This window comes from Enterococcus sp. AZ156, assembly GCF_051714165.1.
GTDB lineage: Bacteria > Bacillota > Bacilli > Lactobacillales > Enterococcaceae > Enterococcus_B > Enterococcus_B pernyi.
Map to the genome: position 1 here is coordinate 1,993,274 of NZ_JBIORI010000001.1, position 26,282 is coordinate 2,019,555.

General features: G+C 38.7%; 22 protein-coding genes. 5 read left to right on the forward strand and 17 right to left on the reverse strand.

From position 1 onward, the window contains the following. Positions 1 to 2 precede the first annotated feature (2 nt). Positions 3 to 707, forward strand: coding sequence for a response regulator transcription factor (locus IGJ95_RS09465; RefSeq protein WP_010734999.1), 705 nt, complete (start codon positions 3 to 5; stop codon positions 705 to 707). Beyond that, entirely contained in the window at positions 704 to 2,452 is a 1,749-nt protein-coding gene (locus tag IGJ95_RS09470) for an ATP-binding protein (protein WP_438761794.1), read from the forward strand. The genes IGJ95_RS09465 and IGJ95_RS09470 overlap by 4 nt, the downstream gene beginning before the upstream one ends. Positions 2,453 to 2,546: 94 nt before the next feature. Here IGJ95_RS09470 and IGJ95_RS09475 read toward each other — a convergent pair whose 3' ends face one another. The 3 genes from IGJ95_RS09475 to IGJ95_RS09485 form a co-directional block, all read right to left on the reverse strand. Beyond that, positions 2,547 to 5,000, reverse strand: a complete 2,454-nt coding sequence (locus IGJ95_RS09475) for an HAD-IC family P-type ATPase (protein WP_438761796.1) — start codon at positions 4,998 to 5,000, stop codon at positions 2,547 to 2,549. Between the two features lie 224 nt (positions 5,001 to 5,224). Beyond that, entirely contained in the window at positions 5,225 to 6,109 is an 885-nt protein-coding gene (locus tag IGJ95_RS09480; protein ID WP_438761798.1) for a phosphate ABC transporter substrate-binding protein PstS family protein, read from the reverse strand. A gap of 141 nt (positions 6,110 to 6,250) precedes the next feature. Continuing rightward, positions 6,251 to 6,721 carry a hypothetical protein gene (locus IGJ95_RS09485; RefSeq protein ID WP_010734995.1) on the reverse strand — a complete coding sequence of 157 codons (471 nt, stop codon included), beginning with the start codon at positions 6,719 to 6,721 and terminating at the stop codon, positions 6,251 to 6,253. A 199-nt stretch (positions 6,722 to 6,920) separates the two neighbouring features. Here IGJ95_RS09485 and IGJ95_RS09490 point away from each other — a divergent pair, with 199 nt between their 5' ends. Further along, positions 6,921 to 7,286: a hypothetical protein gene (locus IGJ95_RS09490; protein ID WP_010734994.1), complete on the forward strand. Its 366-nt coding sequence runs from the start codon at positions 6,921 to 6,923 to the stop codon at positions 7,284 to 7,286. 145 nt (positions 7,287 to 7,431) lie between these two features. Here the strand turns inward: IGJ95_RS09490 and IGJ95_RS09495 are convergent, their stop codons facing one another. From IGJ95_RS09495 to IGJ95_RS09535, 9 genes are all read right to left on the reverse strand, one after another. Next, positions 7,432 to 8,013 carry a hypothetical protein gene (locus IGJ95_RS09495; protein ID WP_010734993.1) on the reverse strand — a complete coding sequence of 194 codons (582 nt, stop codon included), beginning with the start codon at positions 8,011 to 8,013 and terminating at the stop codon, positions 7,432 to 7,434. 42 nt (positions 8,014 to 8,055) lie between these two features. Further along, on the reverse strand, positions 8,056 to 9,378 hold the full coding sequence (locus IGJ95_RS09500) for a hypothetical protein (RefSeq protein ID WP_194179830.1): 1,323 nt from the start codon (positions 9,376 to 9,378) through the stop codon (positions 8,056 to 8,058). A gap of 389 nt (positions 9,379 to 9,767) precedes the next feature. Then, on the reverse strand, positions 9,768 to 11,831 hold the full coding sequence (gene copB / locus IGJ95_RS09505) for a copper/silver-translocating P-type ATPase CopB (protein ID WP_228065592.1): 2,064 nt from the start codon (positions 11,829 to 11,831) through the stop codon (positions 9,768 to 9,770). A gap of 127 nt (positions 11,832 to 11,958) precedes the next feature. Next, positions 11,959 to 14,142: a heavy metal translocating P-type ATPase gene (locus IGJ95_RS09510; RefSeq protein WP_153830232.1), complete on the reverse strand. Its 2,184-nt coding sequence runs from the start codon at positions 14,140 to 14,142 to the stop codon at positions 11,959 to 11,961. After that, positions 14,143 to 14,352 carry a copper chaperone CopZ gene (gene copZ / locus IGJ95_RS09515; protein ID WP_010734989.1) on the reverse strand — a complete coding sequence of 70 codons (210 nt, stop codon included), beginning with the start codon at positions 14,350 to 14,352 and terminating at the stop codon, positions 14,143 to 14,145. A gap of 13 nt (positions 14,353 to 14,365) precedes the next feature. Further along, complete coding sequence (locus IGJ95_RS09520; protein WP_010734988.1) at positions 14,366 to 14,806, reverse strand: CopY/TcrY family copper transport repressor; 441 nt, start codon at positions 14,804 to 14,806, stop codon at positions 14,366 to 14,368. 75 nt (positions 14,807 to 14,881) lie between these two features. After that, positions 14,882 to 15,415, reverse strand: coding sequence for a topology modulation protein (locus tag IGJ95_RS09525; RefSeq protein ID WP_062804945.1), 534 nt, complete (start codon positions 15,413 to 15,415; stop codon positions 14,882 to 14,884). A 104-nt stretch (positions 15,416 to 15,519) separates the two neighbouring features. Continuing rightward, the gene (locus IGJ95_RS09530) at positions 15,520 to 16,983 is read right to left on the reverse strand and encodes an APC family permease (RefSeq protein ID WP_010734986.1); all 1,464 of its coding nucleotides are present in this window, start codon (positions 16,981 to 16,983) and stop codon (positions 15,520 to 15,522) included. A 298-nt stretch (positions 16,984 to 17,281) separates the two neighbouring features. Further along, positions 17,282 to 19,363 (reverse strand): heavy metal translocating P-type ATPase, encoded by a 2,082-nt coding sequence (locus IGJ95_RS09535; protein WP_438761801.1) that lies wholly within the window; start codon positions 19,361 to 19,363, stop codon positions 17,282 to 17,284. 207 nt (positions 19,364 to 19,570) lie between these two features. On the opposite strand from IGJ95_RS09535, the gene IGJ95_RS09540 reads away from it, so the two are divergent. Together IGJ95_RS09540 and IGJ95_RS09545 are read left to right on the forward strand one after the other, a co-directional pair. After that, positions 19,571 to 20,749 carry a hypothetical protein gene (locus IGJ95_RS09540; protein ID WP_137072589.1) on the forward strand — a complete coding sequence of 393 codons (1,179 nt, stop codon included), beginning with the start codon at positions 19,571 to 19,573 and terminating at the stop codon, positions 20,747 to 20,749. A gap of 110 nt (positions 20,750 to 20,859) precedes the next feature. Then, complete coding sequence (locus tag IGJ95_RS09545) at positions 20,860 to 22,152, forward strand: hypothetical protein (RefSeq protein WP_010734983.1); 1,293 nt, start codon at positions 20,860 to 20,862, stop codon at positions 22,150 to 22,152. A gap of 71 nt (positions 22,153 to 22,223) precedes the next feature. Here IGJ95_RS09545 and IGJ95_RS09550 read toward each other — a convergent pair whose 3' ends face one another. The 5 genes from IGJ95_RS09550 to IGJ95_RS09570 all read right to left on the reverse strand — a co-directional run bounded on the left by IGJ95_RS09550 (position 22,224) and on the right by IGJ95_RS09570 (position 26,276). Further along, positions 22,224 to 22,583, reverse strand: a complete 360-nt coding sequence (locus tag IGJ95_RS09550; protein WP_010734982.1) for a YccF domain-containing protein — start codon at positions 22,581 to 22,583, stop codon at positions 22,224 to 22,226. Between the two features lie 33 nt (positions 22,584 to 22,616). Next, complete coding sequence (locus IGJ95_RS09555; protein WP_023519988.1) at positions 22,617 to 22,961, reverse strand: hypothetical protein; 345 nt, start codon at positions 22,959 to 22,961, stop codon at positions 22,617 to 22,619. Next, entirely contained in the window at positions 22,958 to 23,593 is a 636-nt protein-coding gene (locus tag IGJ95_RS09560; RefSeq protein WP_104776392.1) for an SGNH/GDSL hydrolase family protein, read from the reverse strand. The genes IGJ95_RS09555 and IGJ95_RS09560 overlap by 4 nt, the downstream gene beginning before the upstream one ends. A 160-nt stretch (positions 23,594 to 23,753) precedes the next feature. Next, positions 23,754 to 25,052, reverse strand: coding sequence for an asparagine--tRNA ligase (gene asnS, locus IGJ95_RS09565; protein ID WP_010734979.1), 1,299 nt, complete (start codon positions 25,050 to 25,052; stop codon positions 23,754 to 23,756). Between the two features lie 30 nt (positions 25,053 to 25,082). Further along, positions 25,083 to 26,276: a pyridoxal phosphate-dependent aminotransferase gene (locus IGJ95_RS09570; protein ID WP_062804936.1), complete on the reverse strand. Its 1,194-nt coding sequence runs from the start codon at positions 26,274 to 26,276 to the stop codon at positions 25,083 to 25,085. Between the last annotated feature and the right edge of the window lie 6 nt (positions 26,277 to 26,282).

The following is a 26,282-nucleotide window of genomic DNA, read 5'->3' on the forward strand; positions in this document are numbered from 1 at the left end:
TTATGAAAAAAGTACTAGTTGTTGATGACGAACCCTCAATTGTAACATTACTGACATTCAATCTTGAAAAAGAAGGATATAAAGTAACCAGTGCTGCAGATGGTCAAGAAGGTCTTGATCTTGCATTGGAACATTCATATGATTTCATTATTTTAGACGTGATGCTTCCTTCGATCGACGGAATCGCGATCACACAAAAACTCCGTCAAGAAAAAAATGACACACCTATATTGATCCTAACAGCTAAAGATGATCAAGTCGATCGAATCATTGGACTGGAGATCGGTGCGGATGATTATTTGACGAAACCCTTCAGCCCTCGGGAAGTCCTTGCACGGATGAAAGCCATCTTTCGTCGGATCGAACCCCGTAAAACTCAATCTGATGAGGCAGAACCAGAATACTTATCCATTGGACAAATCAAAGCCGACTTGACGAATTATCAAGTGACGATCGAGGACCAACCGATCGAACTTACGCCGAAAGAATTTGAGTTGCTTGTTTATTTCATGAAACGCAAAGATCGAGTGATCGATCGAGATACACTGTTGGATCGTATCTGGAATTTTGATTTTTCTGGACAAAGTCGTATTGTTGATGTCCACGTCAGTCATTTACGTGAAAAAATCGAGCGTGATCCGAAACATCCTAAATATTTACTGACTGTTCGGGGCTTTGGTTATAAATTCCAGGAACCAAAACGATGAAAAAACAATGGAAAAAATTCTCCGAGCGCTTATTTTTCCTCGTCTTGTTGCTTGGCTTATTTTTTGGCGGATGGCAGATCATCTCCCATTATTTCCAACAACAGATCATTGAACAACAAGAAAGTTATTTGACTAAAAAAGCGCAGTTATTGGCTCGTCAACTAGATGTTGAGAATCCTGCTTCTGCTAGTAATAAAGCAGTTCTGGATGAATTTGTCCATCAATCCAATGAACGAGTGACGTTGATCGATCAAACTGGCACGATCATTTATGACACGGAAGAATCTTCTCTGCATGAACAAAGAAAAACACGTCCGGAAATCAAAGCGATCTTAGAAGGCAGTACGCTTGGCACTTCACTTCGTAAGAGTACGACATTGAACGAAGAATTACTTTATGTCGCCTTGCCTATAAAAGTCAATGGGAAATTAGTAGCGATCATTCGCATCGCTGAACCTACAAGTGGCTTTCTTCCTCGCACGGAAAGTTTTCGCCGTTGGGTATTTGGTTTCTTCTTAGTTTTCTTTCTTTTATTGACATTTATGATTTACTATCTGATTTACCAACGGAACCAACCACTCAAAACAGTGATTCCTGTTTTGAAAAAGATGGTCAAGAGCCCGGAACAAACGGAAATCATTATGCAGACTTCTGATCAATGGGAAGAATTATACCAGACGATCAATGGCTTGAGTGAACAGATGACCAAAATGTATCGCGCCTATACAACGACGGAAGAGCAATTATACAGCTTGTTGAATGAATTGATGATCGGTGTCTTTCTGATTGACTCCAATGCGACACTGCGTCTGCTTAATCCAAAAATGCAAGTCCATCTAGGTGTGAAAGATTATCAAGAAAATCAACATTACACAGAAGTGATCCGCGAACCAAAATTGATCCAATTGATCCATCAAGTTTCTCCGACTGAACCGATCGTTCATCAAGAAGTCACGATTGCTGACGGTACGCAAACACTGGATATCAGCTTGCGTTATTTCAATAGTTCAGAGGATACTGGCCAAATTTTAGGTGTTGCTTATGATCTGACAAAAGTCAGACATTTAGAAAAAATGCAAAAAGATTTTGTCGGCAATGTCTCACATGAATTAAAAACACCTGTCACTTCTTTGATCGGGTTTACTGAGACTTTACTGGACGGTGCAAAAGAAGACCCCGACACACTTACTGAATTTCTATTGATCATGCAAAAAGATGCGATTCGTTTAGATAAGCTGATCCGAGAAATTATTCAGTTATCAAAAGACGAAGAGAGTTTACATGAAACCCAAACGATCTATATGGAGCCTTATTTCCAACAAGTGATCCAAAGCTATCAACCAATGATCCGGAAAAAACAGTTGACGATCAAATTGATTGGAGAAAATACTGCCTTTACGACACATCCTGATTTGCTTTACCCAATCATCAAAAACTTATTTGAAAATGCGATCCAATATTCAAAAGAAGAAAGTGAGATCATCATTCGCTACGAAAGCCACGATCAGCTGATTTTCTCTGTACAAGATTTTGGTATTGGTATCGATCGCGAAGATCAAGAACGCATCTTTGAACGTTTTTATCGTGTAGATAAAGCGCGTAGTCGCCATTCAGGTGGTACAGGATTAGGATTGTCGATCGTGAAAGAATACGTGAATTTACTTCATGGTACGGTGGAGATCGAGAGTCACCCTGGTATCGGCTCTACCTTTATTGTGAAGATCCCTAAAATCAATTTATCGTGAACCTGATAGGTATAAATGAAATAAGCGTCAACCTCCAAGAACATTTCTGTTTTAGGAGGTTGACGCTATCTCTTTGTACCCAACAATTCTTCGCTCATTTCTTGAAAAATGGAAATACTTTTCTCCAACGTTTTTTCGTACGTGTCGTATCGATCTTATCTAAATGCAAATATTTTTCCACGAAAAAGGTCAACTGACGAAAGATGGATTCTGCTGCGAAAAAGAGCATGACCACCATTAAGATAGACACTGGCGAAATGGCTGATATTGAAAATAGTTTATGCAAGAAGACAACAGAAAAGACGATTCCACTTGCACAAAATAGTATGATCCGTGTTCGAAATTGATTCAATGGTTGACAGATTTTATAAAGGACTAAAAAGCCAACAACGATCAGCAACATGGTAGAGGCTGTCGACGTATCGGTTTTGTTCAGATTTAAAATTGAACCACCCACGACTAAAGCGCCTACCACCATCATATCGGTCAGACCACCCGGAATGGCTTTTTCCAAGACGTTCTCAATGAATCGGCCTTTGATTCGCTTTTCATTTTCTTCCAATGCTAATAAAAAGGAAGGTAACCCGATCGTAAATAAACTGATCAATGTGATTTGTGAAGGTTCTAATGGATAAGTGAATGCAAAAAGAACAGAAAAAACAGACAATAAGAATGAAAAAATATTTTTTACTAAGAAAAGACTGGCAGAACGTTCGATATTGTTTACGACACGCCGTCCTTCGCCAACAATCTCTGGCATTTTAGAAAAATCTGATTCCAACAAGACCACTTGTGCAGCTTGCATCGTCGCTTCATTCCCTGATGCCATCGCAATGCTACAATCGGCTTCTTTCATCGCCAAGATATCATTTACCCCATCCCCAGTCATCGCCACTGTATGCTTCTCTTTTAGTAAACGAACAAATTCCTTTTTTTGTTCTGGTTTGACACGGCCAAAGACGGTATATTTTTCCATGGCTTCTGGAAATTCTTCTTCCCTTAACGAGGAGACATCCACATATTGCTCCGCGTTTGAAATACCCGCTTGTGTGGCAACATGAGAAACTGTCGCTGGGTTATCACCAGAAATCACTTTGATAGCAACATCTTGCTTCTTAAAGTAATTAAACGTCGCTTTCGCTTCTTGACGGATCGGATTAGCAATCAATAAATAACCTAACGGGATAACGGCTTCTTCCAAGTCTTCTTGTGACAGTATCCCTTGGTATTCACCGAAAACTAATACCCGATAGCCTTGATCCGTATACGCGCTAAATTCAGAAGCATAACTCGTGAACGCTTCACGTAAGACCATCTCTGGTGCTCCAAGGACATACGTTTTATCTGTAAATGTCACGCTGCTATATTTTCTCACAGAAGAAAAGGGTAAACTTGCTGTTGCCTCTCTGTCAGAATGCTTTGTGAAGTAATTTTTGATTGCTTGCATCGTTTCATTGTCAGCTTCGATTGCCTGTGCGTAGTCACCAAGTAATTCATCCAACTGATCTGCTGTTTGTTTTGCTAAAGGATTTTCAGGAATCAGCACACGTTGAACGTCCATTGAATTTTCAGTGATTGTTCCTGTTTTATCGACACATAATACATCCACTCGTGCTAACGTCTCGATACTTTTCATGTCATGAAGCAACACTTGTTGTTTCGCTAAGCGTGTCGCACTCATTGCTAGAGCAATCGTCGTGAGTAGGTACAGTCCTTCAGGAATCATACCGATCAACGCAGCTTCCATCGAAACAATACTTTCCCTCAACGTATTGCCATTGTAAAAATAGCTTTGAGAAAATAAGGTCAATCCAATGGGGATAATGATGATCCCTACCCATTTGATGATCCTATCTAACGAAGCAATCATCTCTGATTGTTCTCCAGTACCCATTTCTTTTGCCTGCATCGTTAATTTGGCAATATAAGATTCATTGCCGACTCGTGTCAACTGAACCTTCGCTTTACCCGCGACGATGAAGCTTCCCGACATTAGTTCGTCGCCGATTTCCTTATTTATCTCATCCGCTTCACCAGTTAATAGCGCTTCATTCATTTGTAGATTGCCGTCTATGATCTTTCCATCTGCGGGGATTTGGTCTCCTGTTTTTAGAATGACGAGATCATCTAGCACTAACTCTTCGATAGTTATCTTCTGTTCTTGACCATTCCGTAATACTTTGACCGTTGCGGCGTGTAACATGCTCAACTGATCTAAAATTTTCTTGGAATGGATCTCTTGATAGATTGCGATGCCCGTATTTGCCAATATGACAGGTAAAAAAGTCAAATTTTTATAGGAATTGACGACACATAATAGAATCGCTAAGACTAAAAAAATCAGATTGAAATAAGTAAAGACATTCTCCATCACGATTTGCTTGTTCGTTTTAAATGTAGGACTCGTTGCTTGATTGACAGCGCCAACACGTATTCTTTCTTGTACCTGTGTGTCTGTCAGCCCTTCATTTTTGTTAGGATCAATGCGTTCTAATTGTGCCAACATTTGCTGCATCTGTTTTTTTCGTTGTTTTTCTTTTTTATTCATAGCTAATCCCTCAACTTTTTTTCTACTCTTTAACCATACGTCATTTCGTCCAATAAATCCTCAGATATAACTGATATTCTTCTTTCAAAACTGTCATATGAAAAAAAACGAAACCGTAGAGTGGGCAATAAACTAAAAAAGCTTAGATCCTCAACGAGGAACTAAGCTTAATGATCAATGGTAGTCGTTTTGAATAAACATGTGATTGAAAGATGTATTCAATCTTATGATAAGTTACCTTCTGCGTCACGTTCAACTTTCATCATGCTGATCGGTAGGTAGCCTAAATCTTGTACTGTTCCTTCTTGAACGGCATCTGTCATCATGAAGTCTAAGAACTTCTTCACTTCTGGTTCAGGTTCGCCATTTGTATACATATGCTCATAAGACCAAATTTCCCAGCTGTTGTCTGAGACATTTTCAGGAGTTGGTTCTACACCGTTGATTTTCAACGCTTGAGTAGAATCATCTAAATAAGAGAAAGCTAAATAGCTGATCGCACCTGGTGTTTGTGAAACGATTTGACGAACTGTTCCTGATGAATCTTGTTCTTGAGATTGTATTGGTACAGCGCCATCTAATGCCCAGTATTCAAAGGTTGCACGAGTGCCGCTTCCGTTTGCACGGTTGATGACGTTGATTTCTTGATCTGCTCCGCCTAGTTCACTCCAGTTAGTGATCTTACCAGTGAAGATGTCGATCAATTGTTCTTTTGTAATATCTTCAACGCCTGTATCTTTATTTACGATTGGTGCCATTCCAACAACTGCTACACGATGGTCTACCAATTTACTTGCATCGATTCCATCTCTTTGTTCTGCAAATACATCAGAGTTTCCGATTGTTACAGCACCTGACGCTACTTGACTAAGACCTGTTCCACTTCCGCCACCTTGAACAGAAATCTGATAGTTGGGGTTATCTTGGGTAAACATTTCTTGTGCAGCATCAACTAAAGGTTGCAAAGCGGTTGAACCGACCGCTACGATTTTTACTTGATCATCTGAACTAGCCGAGTTGCTGGCTGATCCATCCGTACTTCCTGAACCAGAACCACATCCAGCTAAGATAAAACCTAATACTCCTAAAGAAAATAAAACTTTTTTCATTTATATGCCCCTTTCTTAGTTACAAATTGATTGTATCAGGGTACTGTAAATCCTAGATATTGAATATGTAAAGTTATTGTTAAGTTGTGTAAATATATCGTAAAACAAAAAAACGTCCGAAAATGGACGTCCTACAAAAAACTATATCTTTTCTATAAGTAAAGATTGTTCACGGATCTCTGTATAATAGAATAGGCCGACTGCTAACGCAAAGGAAGCAATCGCTACATAAAAACAAGGTTTGATGGTCAAAAAATACATCGCAGAATAGCTTGTATCTTTTAGTCCACTTTCACTTAATCCATTCGGACCGATGATGATCCTCGGTAATATCGAGAAATAAGATGTAAAGACCAGCATAGAAGAAAACTGGATCAAATGCCAATTATACTTTTTTATAAATGTTTTTGAAACGATCAAATTCACACTGATCAAAAAATAAAAAAGGGTCAATGTCGGAAAATTTTTGGAAATAATAAAGCCACTTCCATTGATGATGCCAAGAATCTCAGCACCTTGTACCACTGCATTCACCCATGTAAAAGGCAAAAGAAAAATTGGGAAAAACCAAAGAAACAAATACAATTGTTCTAGTTTTATTCTCTTTTTCATACAAAACCTCCCAAAAGACACTCCATCTATCATAATATATTCTATTTCTCTAAAAAAACTGAGGGGAAAGACTAGTTTTTTAAGAATAAAGCAATGAGAGTTTATTCATTTTATTCAGAATATTTCTAAAAAGAATTGATTATTCATTGTTTGATTTTACAATTAAAACCAAGGAGAACTGATTTGGAGGAATGGACCTTTGCAATTATTCTACATAAAAAAAACAATCTACTTATTGATGTGTGTGCCTTATTTTTATCTTGCTCTACTTTTTGATTATTATTATCATTCAGTCATCCTATTTATACTATTGATATTTTGGGCTTTTTTCCTTGGTTTTACGTTGAGACGAGCCAATCGTTTAGGAACATTGGTTCTTGGCAATCTTTGTTCTACGATCACCTCCTATTTATGTTTTGCTAAATGTACTGAATGGCATTTTTTATATCATCCTTTTCCCCCTGAACAGATCATCTTACTGCTCGCTGGTATTTACTTATTTCCACAGTTATTAGGGATCATTTGGGGTAGTATATTTGCCTATTCGCGTAAGCAAGTAAAATAAGCTTTCACTTTTTTAGATAGCAAAATAAAAGTAAAACCCCCAGAGACGGCTAGTGGTCGTTAGAGGGCTTTACTTTTATTTTTATATTCTTTTTGGCCTAGGTTCGATGTTTAGCGAAGCAATCAAGGCAACACTTCGTAGTTTTTTATATTTCATGTAAATAGATTTTTTTGATGATCAGCTTATCGAATAGTTGAGATTGACTATCTTGTTCACCGATGATCTCTGCGATCACGATTTTACCATTTGGTTTTTTCCTTAATTGGTAATTGATTTTACCCGTTTCTGTTAATTCATTGAGCATATCAACAACCCCGCCAAAACCAGTTTTCTTCGTAATGAATCCCAATGCCACCATTCGTTCATCAAGATTTTTAGCAGAGATAGATACACCTGTAACTAAATATTGTTTTAAGGCGCTAACCAATTCATCTAACGATTCAGAAGTGGATACGATGGCCGTGCGATTTTTTGTGAATGGTTCGTTTGTCCCAGTTCCATTTGTTTTTGCCTCTTCTGTTTCTGTCGCAACGAGTTGGCGAAGCGTGGCTAATTCTTGCAACAACGTCTCATATTGCTCTTGGGTCAACATCACACCAGCAACTTTTTCACGATTAAAAATATATACGCCTGTTTCAGCTTTTCTAGCTTGGTCAAACACATCCATCGGCGATCTTTTCACTTCTGTAATTGAAGATGTAGGTACTTCTAGTTTCTTTAATTCCAATGGATTTTCCTCCTTTGTTTTTCCAGTCCATTATAGCATATTCTAGCGTTCGATGATTCGTTTACTCGTAAAAGTTATCTTTGTGTTGATCCAATAATCGATGTCTGATAATAGTTTTTCGATTCCAAGTGAGTCTTGATAAAAATAAGTTTTCTGATCATTAGTGAGACTAGCAGAAAAAAAATGGTCTGTGATGACAAGTTGAGCATAACTAGGTGGCTTACTCCTGGTACATACGTGGATCGATGTGCGTTTGCGATGACGTAACGTTTTATCTAAAATTGCTGCAAGTCGTCTAGCTTCTTCATGGTCATAGCGAAAAAAGAATACGATTTTAACTTCCGGTGCATACATCTCCAGATAGCCTCGTTCATTTAATAATTTCAGCAACATCCTTGCCCAATCGGTGGTTGGCTGAAACAAAGCTTGTTGCAAAGCGATACGAAACTGGTTTGATTTTTCAATAAAATTAGGGATCGTGTCTGCTAATGCTTGGTAGGCAACAGCTTCTTCATGGATAAAGCGATCATGAATACCAATTGAATATTTTAACCACTCTTGGAATAGTACTCTTGTTATTTTCTTTTTGTTGGAACTTTCAAAATCATTCGTCAACCAAAATAATGAATCTAATTTTTCAGTAACGATCGATAATTTTTGATAGACGGAGGTTTTTTCGATCCTTTCCCACCGCTTGTCTGTGATCAAATGGCTATTCAGTCGCAGGATAGCCCGATAATTCTTTTCTTTTGTCGGAAGCTTTTGTTCAGAGCGAAAGAGTAGTTCTGGAAAAATCTCATAGAAGAACAATTGATGATTTGTAAAAATCTCAATATCTGTATGTTTGGGACGTTGGTCTAGAAGTTGGATGAATAGTTCTGAAAATGTTTGATCATGGTCTTCCTTAAAAAAAGTTGGGAACTCTTTGAGAAAACAAAAAAGTAAATATCTGATTTTTCGTTCAGAACCATAGATTTGTCGCTTTTTGTAGGAAAAAGAAAGATGATAATCCCCTAGCCATTTTTTCAATCGTTCTTGTGCGGAACGATCGTATTCGAAGGAGTATTCCCTTTGTAAAATCAGATCCCGTAATAAACAGAACGAATCCGATCGGATCAAAAATTCAAACAAAAGAAATGGCTCATTGTATGCTTGATGATAAACCAGTTGGACTTCTTTTTTGTCATACGCTAGTTCTAAGGGATAATCCTCTGATTTCAATCGCTTCAAATAACGATCGATCGTTTTGACATCGACATCCATCCTTTTTGCTAAGTCGCTTTTCTTCCATGTCAGATCTTTCATTTGGTTGATCAGTAAAAAGATATTCTGTGCATTTTTTGTTAGTAATGTTTGCCAATTCATTGCTTAACCTCACTCTATCAATAGTTTTTCCAGAGTGGTTCATCAATACTCTGAAAATGTCTCTTATATAAAGTACGCAAAGAAATATTTTTTATTTTTATTATTTTACTAATTTACAAAATTAACCAGAAATTAATCCAAAGTCTCTCGTTTGTGTAAATCATACCAACGACAAAAAAGAAGTGAGCCCTTCGTTCTCTCCCACCACCTAAAACCGGATAAACAACAGGAACAGAAGTAACTTCTTCGGAAATAAGACGCCAGCCACAAAAATTTGAAAAACAATTTTCGTGGCTGGCGCCTTATTTCTTGAGACTGAACACTTCTGTCCCGACCGCATTGACATAGTCATATTCACTCTTTATTCAATAATTATTTACTAAAAATGATCATTCTTTGATCTTCAACGTCAACGCATTCAGTGCTACAACTACGGTACTCAATGACATCAAGACAGCTCCAATCGCTGGGCTTAACAAAATCCCGATCGGTGCAAGAATCCCTGCTGCTAAAGGAATGGCAAGAATGTTGTAACCAGCTCCCCACCATAGGTTTTGGATCATTTTCTTTCTCGTTTGTTTGGCTAGATCTAAGAAATGCAAGATATCTTTTGGATCACTGTTGATCAAAACCACATCCGCTGAGTCGATCGCAATATCGGTTCCTGCCCCAATCGCCATCCCGATCGTCGCACGTGCTAAACTTGGGGCGTCGTTGATTCCGTCACCGACCATGATGACTTTTTTCCCTTGTTCCTGATAACGTTTGACGATATCTTCCTTGTCATTTGGTAAAAGTCCGCCATAATACTCTTCAATACCTAAGTATTGTGCGACCACTTCTGCTGCATGTGGATTGTCACCAGTCAACATAACCGGAGTGATATTTCTTTCTTTGAGACTTTGAATAAAGGTTTTTGCTTCTGCTTTGATGATGTCGCCTAAAGCCACTAATCCCACTAAACGATCATCGATCAATAGAAAACTGACAGTATTCCCTTGTTCTTCGTAAGGAGTTAATCGCTCCTTTGCAATTTCAAGTCCTAAACGTTTGATTTCTTTTTCGTTGACTACTTTTACATTCTTATCTGCTACTGTGCCAGTTAAGCCAACCCCTGAAAGATTTTTTTGATTCTCTGCTTGATAAGGAGAAATATTTTGTTCCTTCAAATAACGCATGATCCCAATGGCTAAAGGATGATTGGCGTTCGCTTCTAAGGCACCTAGATATTTCAATAGTTCTTCTTGAGGATAATCATCGTCTAAGCTTTCGATACCAGTGACGGTGAACTTTCCTTCCGTCAACGTACCTGTTTTATCCAGCATGATGACATCTAACTCATTGGCTTGTTCTAAGGCGCGACGACTTTTGAGCAACAACCCATTTTTAGCAGCAATCGATGTCGAACGTGCAACAACTAAAGGAATCGCCAAACCTAACGCATGAGGACAGGCAATAATGAAGACGGTGACCATCCGTTCTAAAGCAGTTGGTAAATCGGTTAAAAAGAGCCACACAACAAATGCCAATAGACCGGCGATCAATGCGACATAAAACAACCATTTGGCTACTTTGTCAGACAAAGATTCTAGTTTTGACTTTTCACCTTGTGCTTGACGGACCATATCCATGACTTTTGCTAAATAGCTATTTTCACCAGTTCCAGTCACTTCGATCTCAATAGTACCGTCTCCATTGATCGAACCACCGATCACTGGATCAGATGTTTGCTTTTTGACCCCTTTGGATTCGCCAGTTACGGCAGATTCGTCCACGATCGTTTCACCTTTCAGGATCTTCCCATCCGTTGGCATTTTATCTCCTGCTCGAACGACTAAATGATCGCCCTCTTTGACCTCTTTTAAAGAAATTGTCTCTTCTGTCCCATCTGTTCGTAATCGTTTGACCGTTTCCGGTAATAATTCTGCTAATTTCTGTAACGCATTACTTGCATTAGAAACGGCACTCATTTCGATCCAGTGCCCTAATAGCATGATGACGATCAACGTCGCCAATTCCCAGAAGAAGTCCATCACATGAGTATGGGGATTGATGAGATTTGCGATAAAAGAATAGACACTATAAACATAGGCGACACTGATCCCCATAGCAATCAAGGTCATCATTGCTGGACTTTTTTGTTTCAATTCCATTTTAGCGCCACTTAAAAAGGGTTGTCCGCCATAGATGAACAAGATGGTCGCCAGGATCAAGACGAGCCAATCAGAGCCAGGGAAAGTCACTTGAAAGGGGAATTCCATGCCCATCATGGGAGAAAACAAGATGATCGGAATCGTTAGCAACAAGGACAACCAAAATTTTTGTTTAAAATTCCCCATGTGCATCGAATGATCCATCCCGCCGCTCATATGGTCATGATGATCCATTGAACTGTGGTCCATTGAGTGATGCTCATGTGCCATGCTCTCGTGGTTCATTTTTGTATGGTCCATACTCGTATGATCCATTTTATGGTGTGTCATGTTCGTTTGTTGCTTCATTTCATCATGATGATGCTCGTGCATCGTTTGTTTTTTTTGCTCGTTCATTTTCATTCTGTCCTTTCCTTTGTTGAACCGTTTATTTCTTCATTTTTTGGTTTAGACTTAATGAATTGAGTAACACACTGATTGAGCTAAAGGCCATCGCTCCTCCGGCAATGATTGGATTCAATAAGCCAAACGCAGCAAATGGAATGCCAATCGTGTTATAAATAAATGCCCAAAATAAGTTTTGTTTGATTTTTTTCAAGGTCACACTTGAAAGTTCGATCGTTTGTCCAATCGACGAGAGTTGACTATTCATTAACGTTACATCTGCTGTTTCCATAGCGATATCGGTGCCATTCCCCATGGCGATACCGACATTTGCTAAAGCCAAGGCGGGGGCATCATTGATACCATCACCGACCATCCCCACTTGTTTTCCTTCTTTTTGCAATTTTTCGACATATCCTGCTTTTTCATCAGGTAATACTTCAGCAAAGATGTGTTCTTTTGGAATACCAACTTCTTGTCCAATCGTCGTTGCAACTGATTGATTGTCCCCTGTGACCATATAAACTGCCAATCCTTGGGCTTGTAATTGTTGGATTGCTGATCGTGCGTGTTCTTTGATCTGATCAGCCACAGCGATCATCCCCAATACCTGTCTGTCATCTGCAAGAAACATCACGGTTTTTCCTTGTCGTTCTAATTGTAACGCTTGTTCTTGATACGCTTCAAATGAAACGTTCAGCTCCACTAGTCGTTTTCTCGTACCAATAAAATAAGATTTTCCATCTATTACCCCACTGATCCCAGCACCCGGATGTGCTTTTGCTTGAACCACAGGCAAAGTCGCGATCGCCTGTTCTTTTCCATAAGTCACAATGGCTTTGCCTAAAGGATGCTCTGAGCCTTGCTCTAATGTGGTGGCGATCGTTAACATTTCTTCGTCACCAATAACGTCTGTGACCACTGTTTTACCTTGTGTGATCGTACCAGTTTTATCTAAAAGGATCGTGTCTAGATGTGTTGCAGCTTCTAATGCCTCGCCGCCTTTGATCAAAATACCCTTTCGTGCGCCTAATCCTGTACCAACCATGATAGCAGTTGGTGTCGCTAGTCCTAACGCACAAGGACAAGCAATAACCAACACTGAAACACTATGGATCACTGCCAGTTCCCAGTTGCCACTGATGAGTCCAGTGACTATTAAGGTAAAGAAAGCAATGACTAAAACGATAGGAACAAAAATACCAGAAATCTTATCAGCAATTTTTTGGATCGGTGCTTTACTTCCTTGGGCATCTTCCACCATTTGGATGATTTGTGAGAGGACAGTTCCTTTTCCTACTTGGGTCACCGTCATTTCAAGAATCCCTGTGGAATTGATGGTTCCGCCGAAGAGTAGATCCCCCGTTTTTTTCTCAACTGGCACACTTTCTCCAGTCAACATTCCTTCATCGATCGCACTATCTCCTTTGATGACTTTCCCATCTGTTGGGATTTGTTCTCCCGGTCGGACGAGTAAAATATCCCCAATCTCTACTTCCTCGATTGGTATGGTCTTTTCTTCACCATTTTTTATGACCTGTGCTGTTTTTTTCTGAAGAGACATCAACTGCTTGATGGCATCGCCGGTTTTACTTTTGGCTGTGTGTTCCAAATATTTTCCTAACAAAATCAGTGTGATGATCATATTGCTACTTTCAAAATATAAGTCCGATGAATGTGTACTGAAAAAACCATTGTATACACTAAGCGCAAATGCGGCGGTCGTACCGATTGCCACTAACACATCCATATTGGGTGCGTTTGTTTTGATGGCATGATACGCTCCTTCATAAAAGCGCCAACCAATATAAAACTGGACAGGGATTGCTAAAATCAGTTGGACCCATGGATCATGGAAAAAATGGACAAGCGTTCCGTGAAAGCCTAACATCATTGCAATCATCGCGATCATCATAGGAAGCGTCAAGATAGCACCTATGATGACATCTCGCTTCATCTTTGTTAAATAAGTTTGCTTTTCTTCTGCAATTTTTTGCTTATGGGCCTCATCATATAAAATCGCACCATAACCAATGGTTTCAACACTCTGGATCAGTTCTTCAATTGATACTTCCTGATAATTGATCGTCGCTTTTTCTGTTGCCAGATTAACAGTCGCAGATAATACACCGGGCTGTTCATTCAACTCTTTTTCGATTCGTGCAGCACAATTGGCACAAGTCATTCCAGTAATCACGAGTGTGTCTTTTTTAGCTGGATACTCCATTTAAATCACCTCTGCTTGATAGCCTAAATCATTGATTGCTTGACATATCGTAGATGGTTGGATCACTGTTTCATCTAATGACACAGTTCCGATCTCTTTTTTTAAGTTGACATTAATTTTTTTTACACCCGGTAGCGCATTGACCGTTTCTTCCACTCTTGCAACGCAATGTTTACAGCTCATTCCTTTGATCGTTACTTTTGTTTTCATCCCTGTTTTCCTCCTAGTTGTTTTGATGGCAATGACATTGTCCTGGAATGCAATTGCACTGGATATCTGTTACTGGCTCTTTTTTCTTTAGTTCTGCCATGATTTGGTCAATATCTGCATGTGTTAAAGTTGCTTCTGAGACAAGATCTGCAATCGTCTCGCCGATTTTCTTCGCACAAATATGTGAGAATAAATTTTCAGCAGCACTTTGCACAGTGTCCGTTTCAGACACCGCTGGGTGATAAATAAATTTTTTCCCTTCTTGTTCTGTCCAAATCGCTTCTTTTTTTACAAGTCGTCCTAATAACGTTTTGACTGTTGCTGCTTTCCAGCCCATTGATTCAGAAAGGATCTGTGTGATTTCCTGAGCTGTGGTGTCTCCTAATGTCCAGACGACACGCATGATTTCCCATTCTGAGTCACTGATTTTGATTGGCTTTTTCACTTCTTCCATATGTATCACTCTCCTCTTCGTTTACAAATGTAAACTTGAATTCTAAATACAGACTACACTTGTAAACGAAACGTGTCAACTACTTTTACTTCGCCATTGCTCTAGAAATTTTTTTTGCTGTCGTGAACCATTCAGAATGACTAATTTTCCTTCTGCTCCTTGTTCATAGATTTTTTTGATTGCTAAGGGTTCCCTTTCTTTCTTGAAACGCCAAACAAAAAGTAAAAAGTCCAAATATTCTTTGTCGAATTTTTCTATAAATTCTTCTGGAACATCTGGACGGGTACTTTTATCTAATTTTCGTTTAATCGAACGTTTGACCACACGATACATCGCGATGTGTCTCGGCAAGCGAAGTAACAGGATCAAGTCAGCTTGTTCAATTCGATCTTTTGCAATCGATAGATAATTCCCTTCGATGATCCAATCCTTGTTCTCAGCCATAAATTTTTCCTGTTCTTTTAACAACCATTGCTTAGCTGCTTTTCCATAGTCCGTTGTTAGCCACAAACGATCCAGTGCTAAAAGAGGGCTTCCTGACGTTGCTTGTAAGCTTCTTGCAAGTGTGGACTTACCTGCACCCGACTGTCCAATAATCATTATTTTCATTTTTTGTCCTCCTTCGAATGGTCATCTTTTTATTTTACCTCTTATTCTTAATAACGCAAAAAAAGACCGAACCAATCGTTGGACTGATTCGGTCAAATCTTATTTTAAAGTTGAGAAACTGGTTCTTTCAATGGATTTTTCTTATTATCACGACGCGCGATTGCTGGTAAGATCATACCTAGTAAAATCAAAATGATCGGTGTGACGATGTTTGAGATCAATTGGAACCACCAAGCTTGTGGATCAGCAGCGTATTCCACTTTTGGTACCATTCCCAAAATACATGCAAACGCAGTGAAAGCAAAACACCAAGCACCAAAGATGAATCCAACTTTAGGATTTTTCACGAACTTATATTCTGACGTGAATTTTTTGTATGCTTTGTTCAACATCATATAGGCTAGGAATACCCATAAGTAACGCATTGGCATAACGACTGAATTTAAGTTCGTCAACCATTTAACTAATTCATTCATATCTTTGATACCAATAATCGGTAATAGAATGATGATACCGACTAAGATACCAGTTAACATGTAACCATTGACCAACGTTCCTTTACGGTTACGTTTACGTAACCAACTTGGTACAAATTCTGGATCTGCATCGGCTAACAAGATCTTCAATGGCGCATCAATAGAAAATGCCAAGGCAGAAATTTGACCGACCATATTCGTCAATGCATAGATGATCATCAATGCATTACCGATACCATAATAGTTACCTAAGATTTGGAAGGCACTGTACGCACCGTTTGCCATTAAATCTTTCGGAATATTGTCACTTGCAAATAACATACCCATTGCCACAGAACCTAAAACAGCACAGATACCGACCATTGCTGCTAAAAAGATCATACCTTTTGGAAATTCTTTTGCCGGGTTACGTGTAGAATTAACATAAGGAGAGATTTTCTCAGCGCCTCCTACAGCAAAGACTAACATTGAAACAGTCGTAAAGTAACTAAAGTCAAACTTAGGAATATACGTTTTGACTTGGTTCATATTTGCTGTCGCAAATTCCATCGTTGGATTGATGAATGGCGCAGTAACAGCAAGTAAAATGAATAATAATGACATGACGAACATCGCTGTACCTGCTAAACCACCGATAACTTTTAACGTTGATAAGCCTTTTGTTGATAGATACAAGAAAGCTAAGAAAATGATCAAGGAGATCACTGCGACCATTTGGACAGACATCGTATTGACGATATCGCCATTTCCTTGAACTGCCCAACCAGCTGCAATCAAAATCGCTTGTGGTTTTTGTGCTAAGTATGGAATATGCACGACCCAATATGTCCAGGCAGCATAATAAGCTAAGCGTTTATTCGAAGTAGTATTTTCTACCCAAGAACTAACGCCCCCTTTACTATCTTTGAATGCTGATCCTAATTGACCGACGATCAGTGCATAGGGGATAAAATAAATAGCTAGGATCAATAACCATGAAGTGATTACTGAGATTCCTTGTTGCGCGTAGTTATTGACGACATTCCCCATACCCCAGACCATGTTGAATGCAATCAACGCTACTGTAAACCAGCGCAGTTGTTTTTCGTTCATCTGATTTCTCCTTTATAAATATTTAATAATTATTCATTGACTATCATATTCAATTTTCATAATGTTTACAACACTTCGTTATTTTATTTGTGGATTATTTTAGGTAAAACACATTGTTTTTACATTTATTTTTCATTTTACCCTCTAACACCTAATTTAAAGGCGAACAAACAAGAAGTATTTTCTAACTATTTTGGAATTTTCAGAACAATTAAAATCTTACAGTTATTTTAATCACAGAAAAACCACAGTCCTCAAATAAATGATTTCTGTGGTTTAACGGTGCTTTTTTGACTGTTTATTTGACTTTTTTGACAGATAGCCCACGCATGGCGTTTAAAACTGCTATCAGGGTCACACCCACATCGGCAAAGACTGCATTTCCCATAGAAGCAAAGCCAATAGCTCCGAGAACCAATACGATTACTTTTACTCCGATAGCAAACGCAATATTTTGCTTGACGATTTTCAACGTTTTTCTTGAAATTTCAATCGCCTCCGCAAGTTTTGATGGCTCATCGTTCATGATGACGACGTCGGCTGCTTCAATGGCTACATCACTGCCTAAACCACCCATGGCGATTCCCACATCTGCTCGAGCTAATACCGGTGCATCATTGATCCCGTCTCCGACAAAGGCAGTTTTCTGAGTCGTTTCGCTCATCAATGCTTCTAATTTTTCTACCTTATCTTCTGGAAGCAGTTCACTATAGACTGTATCGACTCCGACCTCTTTTGCGACTTGTTCCGCAATCTTTTGGGCATCACCTGTCAACATCACTGTCTTTTTGACGCCGACTTTTTTCAATGTCTCGATAGCAAATGTTGCATCTGGTTTGATCGTATCCGCAATAACTAAATAGCCCATGAGCTGACTGTCGATCGCTAAATAGATCAATGTTCCTATTTCATGATTCTCTGGTTGCTCGACTCCATAGCGAGCCAATAATTTTTGATTTCCGACAAGTACCTCTTGTCCCTTGACCTGGGCGTTGATTCCTTCTCCAGCGATTTCTGCAGGTTCTTCAATTTCATATAACGGGCCACTGTAGGTATCCATGACCGCCTTGGCGATTGGATGTGTCGATACATTTTCTAGACTCGCCACATATTTCATAAATGCTTTCTCGTCAATGGTAGAAACAACTTTTTGTACGGCAAAATCACCCTTGGTCAGGGTACCTGTTTTGTCAAATACTACTGTTTCTGTACGAGCTAAAAGTTCTAGATAATTTCCACCTTTGACAAGTATCCCCCGTTTACTAGCTCCACCGATTCCTCCGAAAAAGCTAAGTGGAACAGAAATGACCAATGCACATGGACAAGAGATCACTAGGAATGTCAATGCTCGATAAATCCATTCAGAAAAATCTCCTCCATAGAGTAAGGGTGGGACAGTTGCTAAAAGAACAGCTAACGCTACGACGATCGGCGTATAGTAACGAGCAAACTTAGTGATGAATTTTTCAGCAGGTGCCTTTTTACTGCTTGCTGTCTCCACTAGTTCTAATAATTTGCTGATGGTCGAATTTTCATAGTTCTTTTTAACTTCGATGGTTAGAGGATGGGTCTTATTGATAAAACCACTTAATACATTTTCACCATTCATCACTTCTTTAGGCAATGATTCTCCTGTTAATGCAGATGTATCTACGAGGGATTGTCCCTTCAAAATCGTTCCATCCAAAGGAATTCTTTCACCTGGTTTGACCATGACCGACTCACCGATCTGCACTTCTTCTGGTTGCTTATTTACCAAGCCGCTTTCAGTGATCACATGAGCAACTTCCGGTCGGATCGCCATCAACTCACGAATGGACCGACGAGACTGATCGACCGCAAAATGTTGGAAATACTCACCGATTTGATAAAACAACATGACAGCAACTGCTTCTGGATATTCACCGATCATCATTGCACCAATCGTTGCAATCGACATTAAAAAATTTTCATCAAACACTTGTCCTTTACGAATATTGACAACCGCTTGCTTGATCACATCAAAGCCGATAAGAACAAAAATGGCGAAAAAAGTAACGAAACGAATTGGCTCAGCAGGCTTCCATAAAAACAATAAAAGTAAACTAAGTGACGCTATGATGATACGTAACAACGCTGTTTTATTTTCTTTTTCTGGTTCATGATTTTCACTTATCTGGTTTTTCACTTCGATTACTTTGACCTCTGGTTCTAATTGATGGATTTCTTCTGTTACTTGCTTTTCAATCGCTTCAATGACCGGTTTATCTGCATCGATCATCATTTTTCCAGTCGCAAAATTGACTGATGCTTCTTTTACGCCGGGTATTGCTTGTACTTTTTTTTCGATTTTCATCGCACAATTTGCGCAATCTAAACCTTCTAATTGATAACTTTTCATTTCAAGTCCCTCCTTACTAAACATATGACTATCTATTCATAAGTTATTATACATGAATAGTTATTCATATGTCAAATCATAGTAATAACAGATCATGATTAAAGTATCGTTCGGGAGAATCATTATTTCTGCAAGGTGTAAAAGAAGTTTCTTATGTAAAAGTGACGAATGATAAACTTTTACATAAGACACTAAAGGAGGAAATACATGATTGATTTCAACGATCAATACCATATACTAGCTATGGCTTTGCGACTAGGAAAAGCTACCAACTTCAAAGCAGTCGGAAAGAAAGGAAAAGAAAATTATCAATTTTTATTTTCAAAATTGATAAAAATGATCGAAAATGATCAAGATTCATTTTTTATTGAAACAGTCAAAAAAAATGACTTGATACACTCTCTTGAACATACAATTGACTATTACGATGCCAAAAAAAGAGAAGACATTCAGCACATCATGGAAAACTTAAAAGAGGATGACCCAACTAGCTTTGTCATCATTCCCTCTTACTCTACTACTATAAGATTATTTCATGATCACATATATAGCTTGATCATTCACAAAAATAAGGACTACATTGTTACTAAGATCAATAAATTAGAGTCAATGACTACGAACTTCCAGCTTAAAATTGATGAAAAAAATTTAAATAAGCTTAGCGATATTCTTTATTATTCTAAGTTTGAGTATCGAAAGACGAGAATATCTGTTGATATATTCTCAAAACTAAAAAAAATAGCTGTTGAAAAACCCTCTGCTTTACATGTGGAAATGCGTGGTTATCCAGGCATTACAAATTGCCCGATACTTGAACCGTTAACAGCATTAAAATGGACTGTCTACAATTGCAATAAGCCAATTTCGTCTGCCGAAATCAAGGAGAAGAAAGTGATCAATCCAAAACTATGGCCTTCAAAGGAGCTTCGGATGCGATTTTATCAAACGTTTTTAACCGATAATGAGCAACATAATCAACAATTTTCTATATTATGGCATTATTACACCATGCGAAAAGCAGAAACTCAATTAGTTGATAAAGAATACAAAGGAAAAATCCGCTATCTTTCTATTAAATATTTAAATAAAGTCTTAAATGATCCAGCCGTTCCAATAGAATTTAAGAGAAATCAAACAAATGAAGCCAGTCAACAAAATTATAAAGTATTTCATTCAAGGTCAAAAAAATTGGAAACATTGCACACAAAAATAAGTCATATAACCAATAAAAAGAACATAACAACTGATAAATCTCAACATAAAAACAATGAGAATTCTCAATATTTTAGACCAAGTAATAGTATTGCTTCTACTTCATCAGATAACGTTACCTCCATTAGTTTTCTCTCAAAAAAAGAGCGCCAAGTCTGTTCAATACAAAGATAACTGTTTTCCTACGAAATTGAGATAAAGCGAAAAACAGTTGCCAAGTAAATTTATCCTATCCTTTCTATGGTGGGACTATTGCACGAAAATAAAAAATAAGGAGAGTTATTATGCTTGATTTTGATGGACAATACCACCAATTGGCACTTGCTTTAAGATTAGGAAATGCGGCGGCATTTGAAGTTGTCGGTTCAGGCGGAAGAAAAAATTATCAATTTTTATTTTCAAGATTTATCAAAATGATTGAAAATGATGTTGCTGGTACCTTGATCAATGAAAGTCAAAAAAATCAAGTGATCCAGTCTTTAAGAAATACGATCGTCTACTACGATATGAAAAAACCGACTGAACTGGAAGAGAAAATCAGACATTTAAAAAAAGATGACCCAGCCAGTTTTATGATTTTTCCAGCTTATTCAGTGACCCCTGACTCTTATCATAATCATATTTATGGCTTAGTAATTTATAAGCAAGATAATGACTATCTTGTCGCGAAATTAGATAAATATGAGACAAATAAAAAGATGGGGAATCATTTGCTAAAAATCCCAGCGGATCAGTTGGGGAAATTAAGTAAAATACTATTTGCGACAAAGCTTGAACACCACAGTGAGTCTAAGATCAACCTCATCAATGAAATCACCAGACTCTCAGATAAGCCTGCAAAAAACCTTAATTTTGAAATGAGAGGGTATGCAATGATTCCCAACTGCCCGATTTTAGAACCGCTTGTCACTTTCCGAAGTGTTCTTCATAATTGTCAGGAAGCTATTTTTACTCCACCATTGATTGAAGATAAAGTGAAACCTAAATTCTGCTCATCGTTTGCGTTTCGTGAGCGGTTCTTTCAGACTTTTTTAGGTGAAAATTTAAAACACGATCAAAAATTTTTTCAATTATGGAAACATTACGAACAGCGAAAAAAAATCACTGGTCTAAAAGAAACTATCTCCAGAGATGAATTCGTTGATATTTCGGATGATTTCGTAAAGAAAGTCTACGAAGATCCTAAAACACCTAAAAAATTTGTCAAAAATCAATCCGTCGAGGTTGCACCTTATTATTATCATGTTTTTTATGATGATTCCAGGCGATTGAAACCATTGGATGCTCACATCAACGCAATCATCGATGGAACGGATCAACCATTAAAAGAGGGATTTCGCCAAAAAGTAAAAGTTAAGAGCCAGCGGTTTGGGGGAACAGTCAAAACAGTCAAAGATAGGATTTTTTCTGATAGACAGACCTCTAAAAGTAACACCACAGACGTGACACTTCCAACTTCTCCAACACAAACGTCCTTTACACAAGCGAATTTTAATCATCGCGTAGTAGACGCAACCAACAAATCGAATTTTTTGAGTAAGCAAATACCTAAAAAACATACAGATATCACTCGCTAAGTGTAAAAAAAGTAACTCTTTGGACAGACAACCAACTGTGCAAGAGAGTTACTTTTATATTTAGTCACTATTTAAACGATTTCTGCCCCAAATGGCATCAACGCTAGGCGTGCTAGTTTGAAGGATTGCTTTGCGAAAGGAATACCAATGATCGTGATACAAAGTAAAATCCCACTGATGACATGACCTAAAGCAATCGGCAAACCTGACACGATCAACCAAATGATATTGACGATCAAAGACACGCCATTGTTTGTATAAATGACTTCTTTTCCAAAGGGTGCAAACGATAAAGAAGCTAGTTTGAAACATTGTAGCCCGACCGGAATACCAACAATTGTGATACACCATAATACACCTGCTACCGCCCAACTCAGTCCTCCGAGTAAGCCACCAAAAATAAACCAAATAATATTTCCAATACAACTCATTGTTTCTTTCTCCATTCTAATAAGAGTCTTACGTTAAAAACCATTGAAATCGACTCTCTTGATTTTACGTTTTTTTGCTTCTAGTAACCACTGCTCCATAAACTGAGCGGCTACTGTTCTTTCTTGATCGACTGCCACAAAAATCGTTTGAAGCAGTTCACCTGATTGTTGATCTGCTTCAGTCGTTTCGATTTGTCTCGCTTGTCCAAAAGCGAAAATCATTTGTTTTTCTGCGTCATCATGTGCTGCTATAAAGGATATATTCAATGGATCGTTTATATCTGGCAGCATTAGTTCCTCCAAGAATCGATTTTCTTGTTGCCTGATCAACCTATTGATCATCGGTAGATCTGCTTCGGTTGCTGGGCGAATGATCATTCAAACCACTCTTTTCTTTTTTTGACCGTTTCTATCCAAATATTGGCAATCGTTTCATGACCCAGTAGTGTCGGATGGACACCATCATCCCCTGTATATTTCTCATAGCCATATGAGATGCCTAAAGAATTCAACGTTCCATCTAACGGGACAAAAACTGCTTGATATTCTTTTGCTAGTTGACGAATCAAGTGGATCTTTGGATCAAGATCACTACGCCAACTTCTACGATCGTCAGGCTCTGGCAAAACAAATGGTTCCATCAAGACGATTTTTTTGATGCCACTTTCCACTAAACGATCAAGTAAATACCGATAATCGGCTTCAAAACGCTCAAAAGATTCTTTTGTCGCAAATGCTGCAGGCTCGCCTACATTGTGCCATGTATCATTGATACCAATCAAAATCGAGACCATATCAGGTTTCAAATCGATGCAGTCTGCTTGCCAGCGCTTCTTTAGGTCTGCTAACTTATTTCCGCCGATTCCGCGATTGACGAATGTCCACGTGTTTTCTGGATCACTCGCAGCCAATTTTGCCGCTGTTAACAGTGCATAGCCCTGACCGAGATCGTCAGTTCCTCTACCCGCATCTGTGATACTATCTCCAATGAATAAAAGTCGTTGTTCCATCACACACCCTACTTTCCTTGCCACTTTTACGTTATTATCCCACACACATCTAGCCAAAGAAAGAAGGAATTGGAACAATAGTGATTTCATAATAACTTCTTAAAAAAAATGCGTTCCACGAAAATACGATGAACGATTTTCGTGGAACGCGTCTTATTTCTTATGGGTAAATACGATTTAACAAACGTGGGAATGGAATTGCTTCACGTACATGATCGATCCCTGAGATCCAAGTCACTGTACGTTCTAAGCCTAAGCCGAAACCAGAATGTGGAACAGATCCGTATTTACGTAGATCTAGGTACCATGAGTATTCTTTTTCGTCTAAGCCATGATTCTTGATTTGTTCAAGTAAGAAATCATAGTCAGTCGCACGTTCACTTCCGCCGATGATCTCGCCATATCCTTCAGGTGCGATCATATCTGCACAAATCACGACATCTTCTCTTGTTGGATGTGGTTTCATGTAGAATGGTTTGATCGCTTTTGGATAGTTCAAGATAAAGACTGGTTGTTCAAATGAGTTCGCAATAAACGTTTCGTGTGGTGAACCGAAATCATCGCCCCACTCGATATCGTCAAAACCATTTTTCTTCAATAATTCGATGGCATCATCATACGTGATACGTGGGAAAGGTAATTTAGTATAAGTTTTCAATACTTCTTTATCACGTTCTAAGACGTCTAAAGCATACTCGCAGTTATCTAATACACTTTGAACTAAGAAAGCAACATATTGTTCTTGTACTTCTAAGCTTTCTTCTTGATGCGTGAACGCCATTTCAGGTTCGATCATCCAAAATTCGATCAAATGACGACGTGTTTTTGATTTTTCAGCACGGAAAGTTGGTCCAAATGAAAATACTTTACCAAATGCCATTGCAGCAGCTTCCATGTACAATTGACCACTTTGTGACAGATATGCTTTTTGATCAAAGTAGTTTGTCTCAAATAGATCGGTGGTTCCTTCTGGGGCAGAGCCAGTCAAGATCGGTGGATCGATTTTAACGAATTGGTTGTTGTTGAAAAATTCGTAGGTTGCACGGATGATTTCATTTCGAATCTGCATCACTGCATGTTGGCGTGAAGAGCGTAACCATAAATGACGATGATCCATCAAGAAATCTGTTCCATGTTCTTTTGGTGTGATTGGATAATCATGACTTTCACTCACTACTTCAATGTTCGTGATCCCGATCTCATAGCCAAATTTAGAACGGCTATCTTCACGAATCTCACCTGTCACAAGGATCGATGTTTCTTGAGAAAGATTTTTTGCCATTTGGAAAACTTCCTCAGGCACTTCGCTTTTTACGACAACTCCTTGGAAGAATGCTGTCCCATCTCGTAATTGTAAAAAGGCGATTTTCCCACTTGAACGCTTATTAGCGACCCAAGCACCGATCGTTACTGTTTCGCCTACATGTTTTTTTGAATCGATGATTTGAATTTGTTCCACGTAAAATTCTCCTTTGTCCTATAATAATTTCTATTCGTTTTGACTTTTACTCTCAATAAAACGTTGGATTCGTCGGATTCCTTCTTCTAACGTTGCTAGATTCGCCGCATAACTCAAACGAACATTTTCCGGTGCGCCGAAACCTTCACCTGTAACTAGAGCAACCCCTGCTTCTTCTAGTAGATCTTCGACCCACGGCGTCACTTGTTCATAGCCACATATCGCTAACGTTTCTTTCACATTCGGAAACAAGTAAAATGCGCCTTGTGGTCTTTTGACCGACACCCCGGGCAAATCAGCAACAAGCGGAAATACGATGTCTAGACGTTCTTCAAATGCTTTGCGCATCTCTTCAACGGTATCTTGTTCCCCTTGTAATGCTTCAACAGCCGCATATTGACTGACTGCAGTTGGGTTACTAGTTGATTGTGATGCAATCGCAATCATCCCATCAATGATTTTTTGATCGCCGACCGCGTATCCGATACGCCAGCCTGTCATTGCATAGGTTTTTGATACACCGTTGATGATTATCGTCTGTTCACGTATTGCTTTTGAAATCGTTGCAATTGGAGTAAACTCATTGTCATTATAAACTAATCGGCCATAAATATCATCAGCAACTATTAAAATATCGTTTTTTACTGCCCATTCACCTATAACTTGTAGTTCTTCTTTTGTATAGATCATCCCTGTCGGATTAGAAGGAGAATTGATAATGACTGCTTTTGTCTTGGAAGAACGTGCTTGTTCCAATTGTTCGAGGGTCACTTTGAAATCATTGACTTCTTGACCAGTGACAAAAACAGGGACACCTTCTGCTAACTTGACTTGTTCACCATAGCTCACCCAATAAGGTACTGGAATGATGACTTCATCTTTTGGATCTAGGATTGTTTGGAATAAGGCATAGAGGGCAAATTTCGCCCCGTCTGTCACAATCGTCTGAGAAGCATCGTAAGTCAAGCCATAATAGGTTTCCAGATACGAAACGATTGCCTGTCTTAATTCTGGAATACCCGCTGTTGGCGTATAATAGCTTGCTTTTCCATTCTTGATGGCTGCGATCGCTGCTTCTTGGATATTTTCAGGTGTAGCAAAATCAGGCTCTCCTACGGTCAAACTGATAATGTCTTTCCCTTGTGCTTTCAATGCCTTTGCTTTTGCTGCAGTTGCTAGTGTTACGGAAGGCTCTAAGCGTTCCACTCTTTTTGACTGTTTCATCCAATC

Coding starts and splice junctions, on each gene's coding strand:
- IGJ95_RS09465 (WP_010734999.1), top strand. CDS start 3: ATGAAAAAAGTACTAGTTGTTGATGACGAACCCTCAATTGTAACATTA.
- IGJ95_RS09535 (WP_438761801.1), bottom strand. CDS start 19,363: ATGAAAAGTTATCAATTAGAAGGTTTAGATTGCGCAAATTGTGCGATG.
- IGJ95_RS09555 (WP_023519988.1), bottom strand. CDS start 22,961: ATGATCATTCGCCCAGCAACCGAAGCAGATCTACCGATGATCAATAGG.
- IGJ95_RS09560 (WP_104776392.1), bottom strand. CDS start 23,593: ATGGAACAACGACTTTTATTCATTGGAGATAGTATCACAGATGCGGGT.
- IGJ95_RS09525 (WP_062804945.1), bottom strand. CDS start 15,415: ATGAAAATAATGATTATTGGACAGTCGGGTGCAGGTAAGTCCACACTT.
- IGJ95_RS09530 (WP_010734986.1), bottom strand. CDS start 16,983: ATGAACGAAAAACAACTGCGCTGGTTTACAGTAGCGTTGATTGCATTC.
- IGJ95_RS09475 (WP_438761796.1), bottom strand. CDS start 5,000: ATGAATAAAAAAGAAAAACAACGAAAAAAACAGATGCAGCAAATGTTG.
- IGJ95_RS09500 (WP_194179830.1), bottom strand. CDS start 9,378: ATGAATTGGCAAACATTACTAACAAAAAATGCACAGAATATCTTTTTA.
- IGJ95_RS09520 (WP_010734988.1), bottom strand. CDS start 14,806: ATGGAAGAAGTGAAAAAGCCAATCAAAATCAGTGACTCAGAATGGGAA.
- copZ (WP_010734989.1), bottom strand. CDS start 14,352: ATGAAAACAAAAGTAACGATCAAAGGAATGAGCTGTAAACATTGCGTT.
- IGJ95_RS09485 (WP_010734995.1), bottom strand. CDS start 6,721: ATGAAAAAGAGAATAAAACTAGAACAATTGTATTTGTTTCTTTGGTTT.
- IGJ95_RS09540 (WP_137072589.1), top strand. CDS start 19,571: ATGATTGATTTCAACGATCAATACCATATACTAGCTATGGCTTTGCGA.
- IGJ95_RS09545 (WP_010734983.1), top strand. CDS start 20,860: ATGCTTGATTTTGATGGACAATACCACCAATTGGCACTTGCTTTAAGA.
- IGJ95_RS09570 (WP_062804936.1), bottom strand. CDS start 26,276: ATGAAACAGTCAAAAAGAGTGGAACGCTTAGAGCCTTCCGTAACACTA.
- IGJ95_RS09550 (WP_010734982.1), bottom strand. CDS start 22,583: ATGAGTTGTATTGGAAATATTATTTGGTTTATTTTTGGTGGCTTACTC.
- copB (WP_228065592.1), bottom strand. CDS start 11,831: ATGGACCATACAAAAATGAACCACGAGAGCATGGCACATGAGCATCAC.
- IGJ95_RS09480 (WP_438761798.1), bottom strand. CDS start 6,109: ATGAAAAAAGTTTTATTTTCTTTAGGAGTATTAGGTTTTATCTTAGCT.
- IGJ95_RS09470 (WP_438761794.1), top strand. CDS start 704: ATGAAAAAACAATGGAAAAAATTCTCCGAGCGCTTATTTTTCCTCGTC.
- IGJ95_RS09510 (WP_153830232.1), bottom strand. CDS start 14,142: ATGGAGTATCCAGCTAAAAAAGACACACTCGTGATTACTGGAATGACT.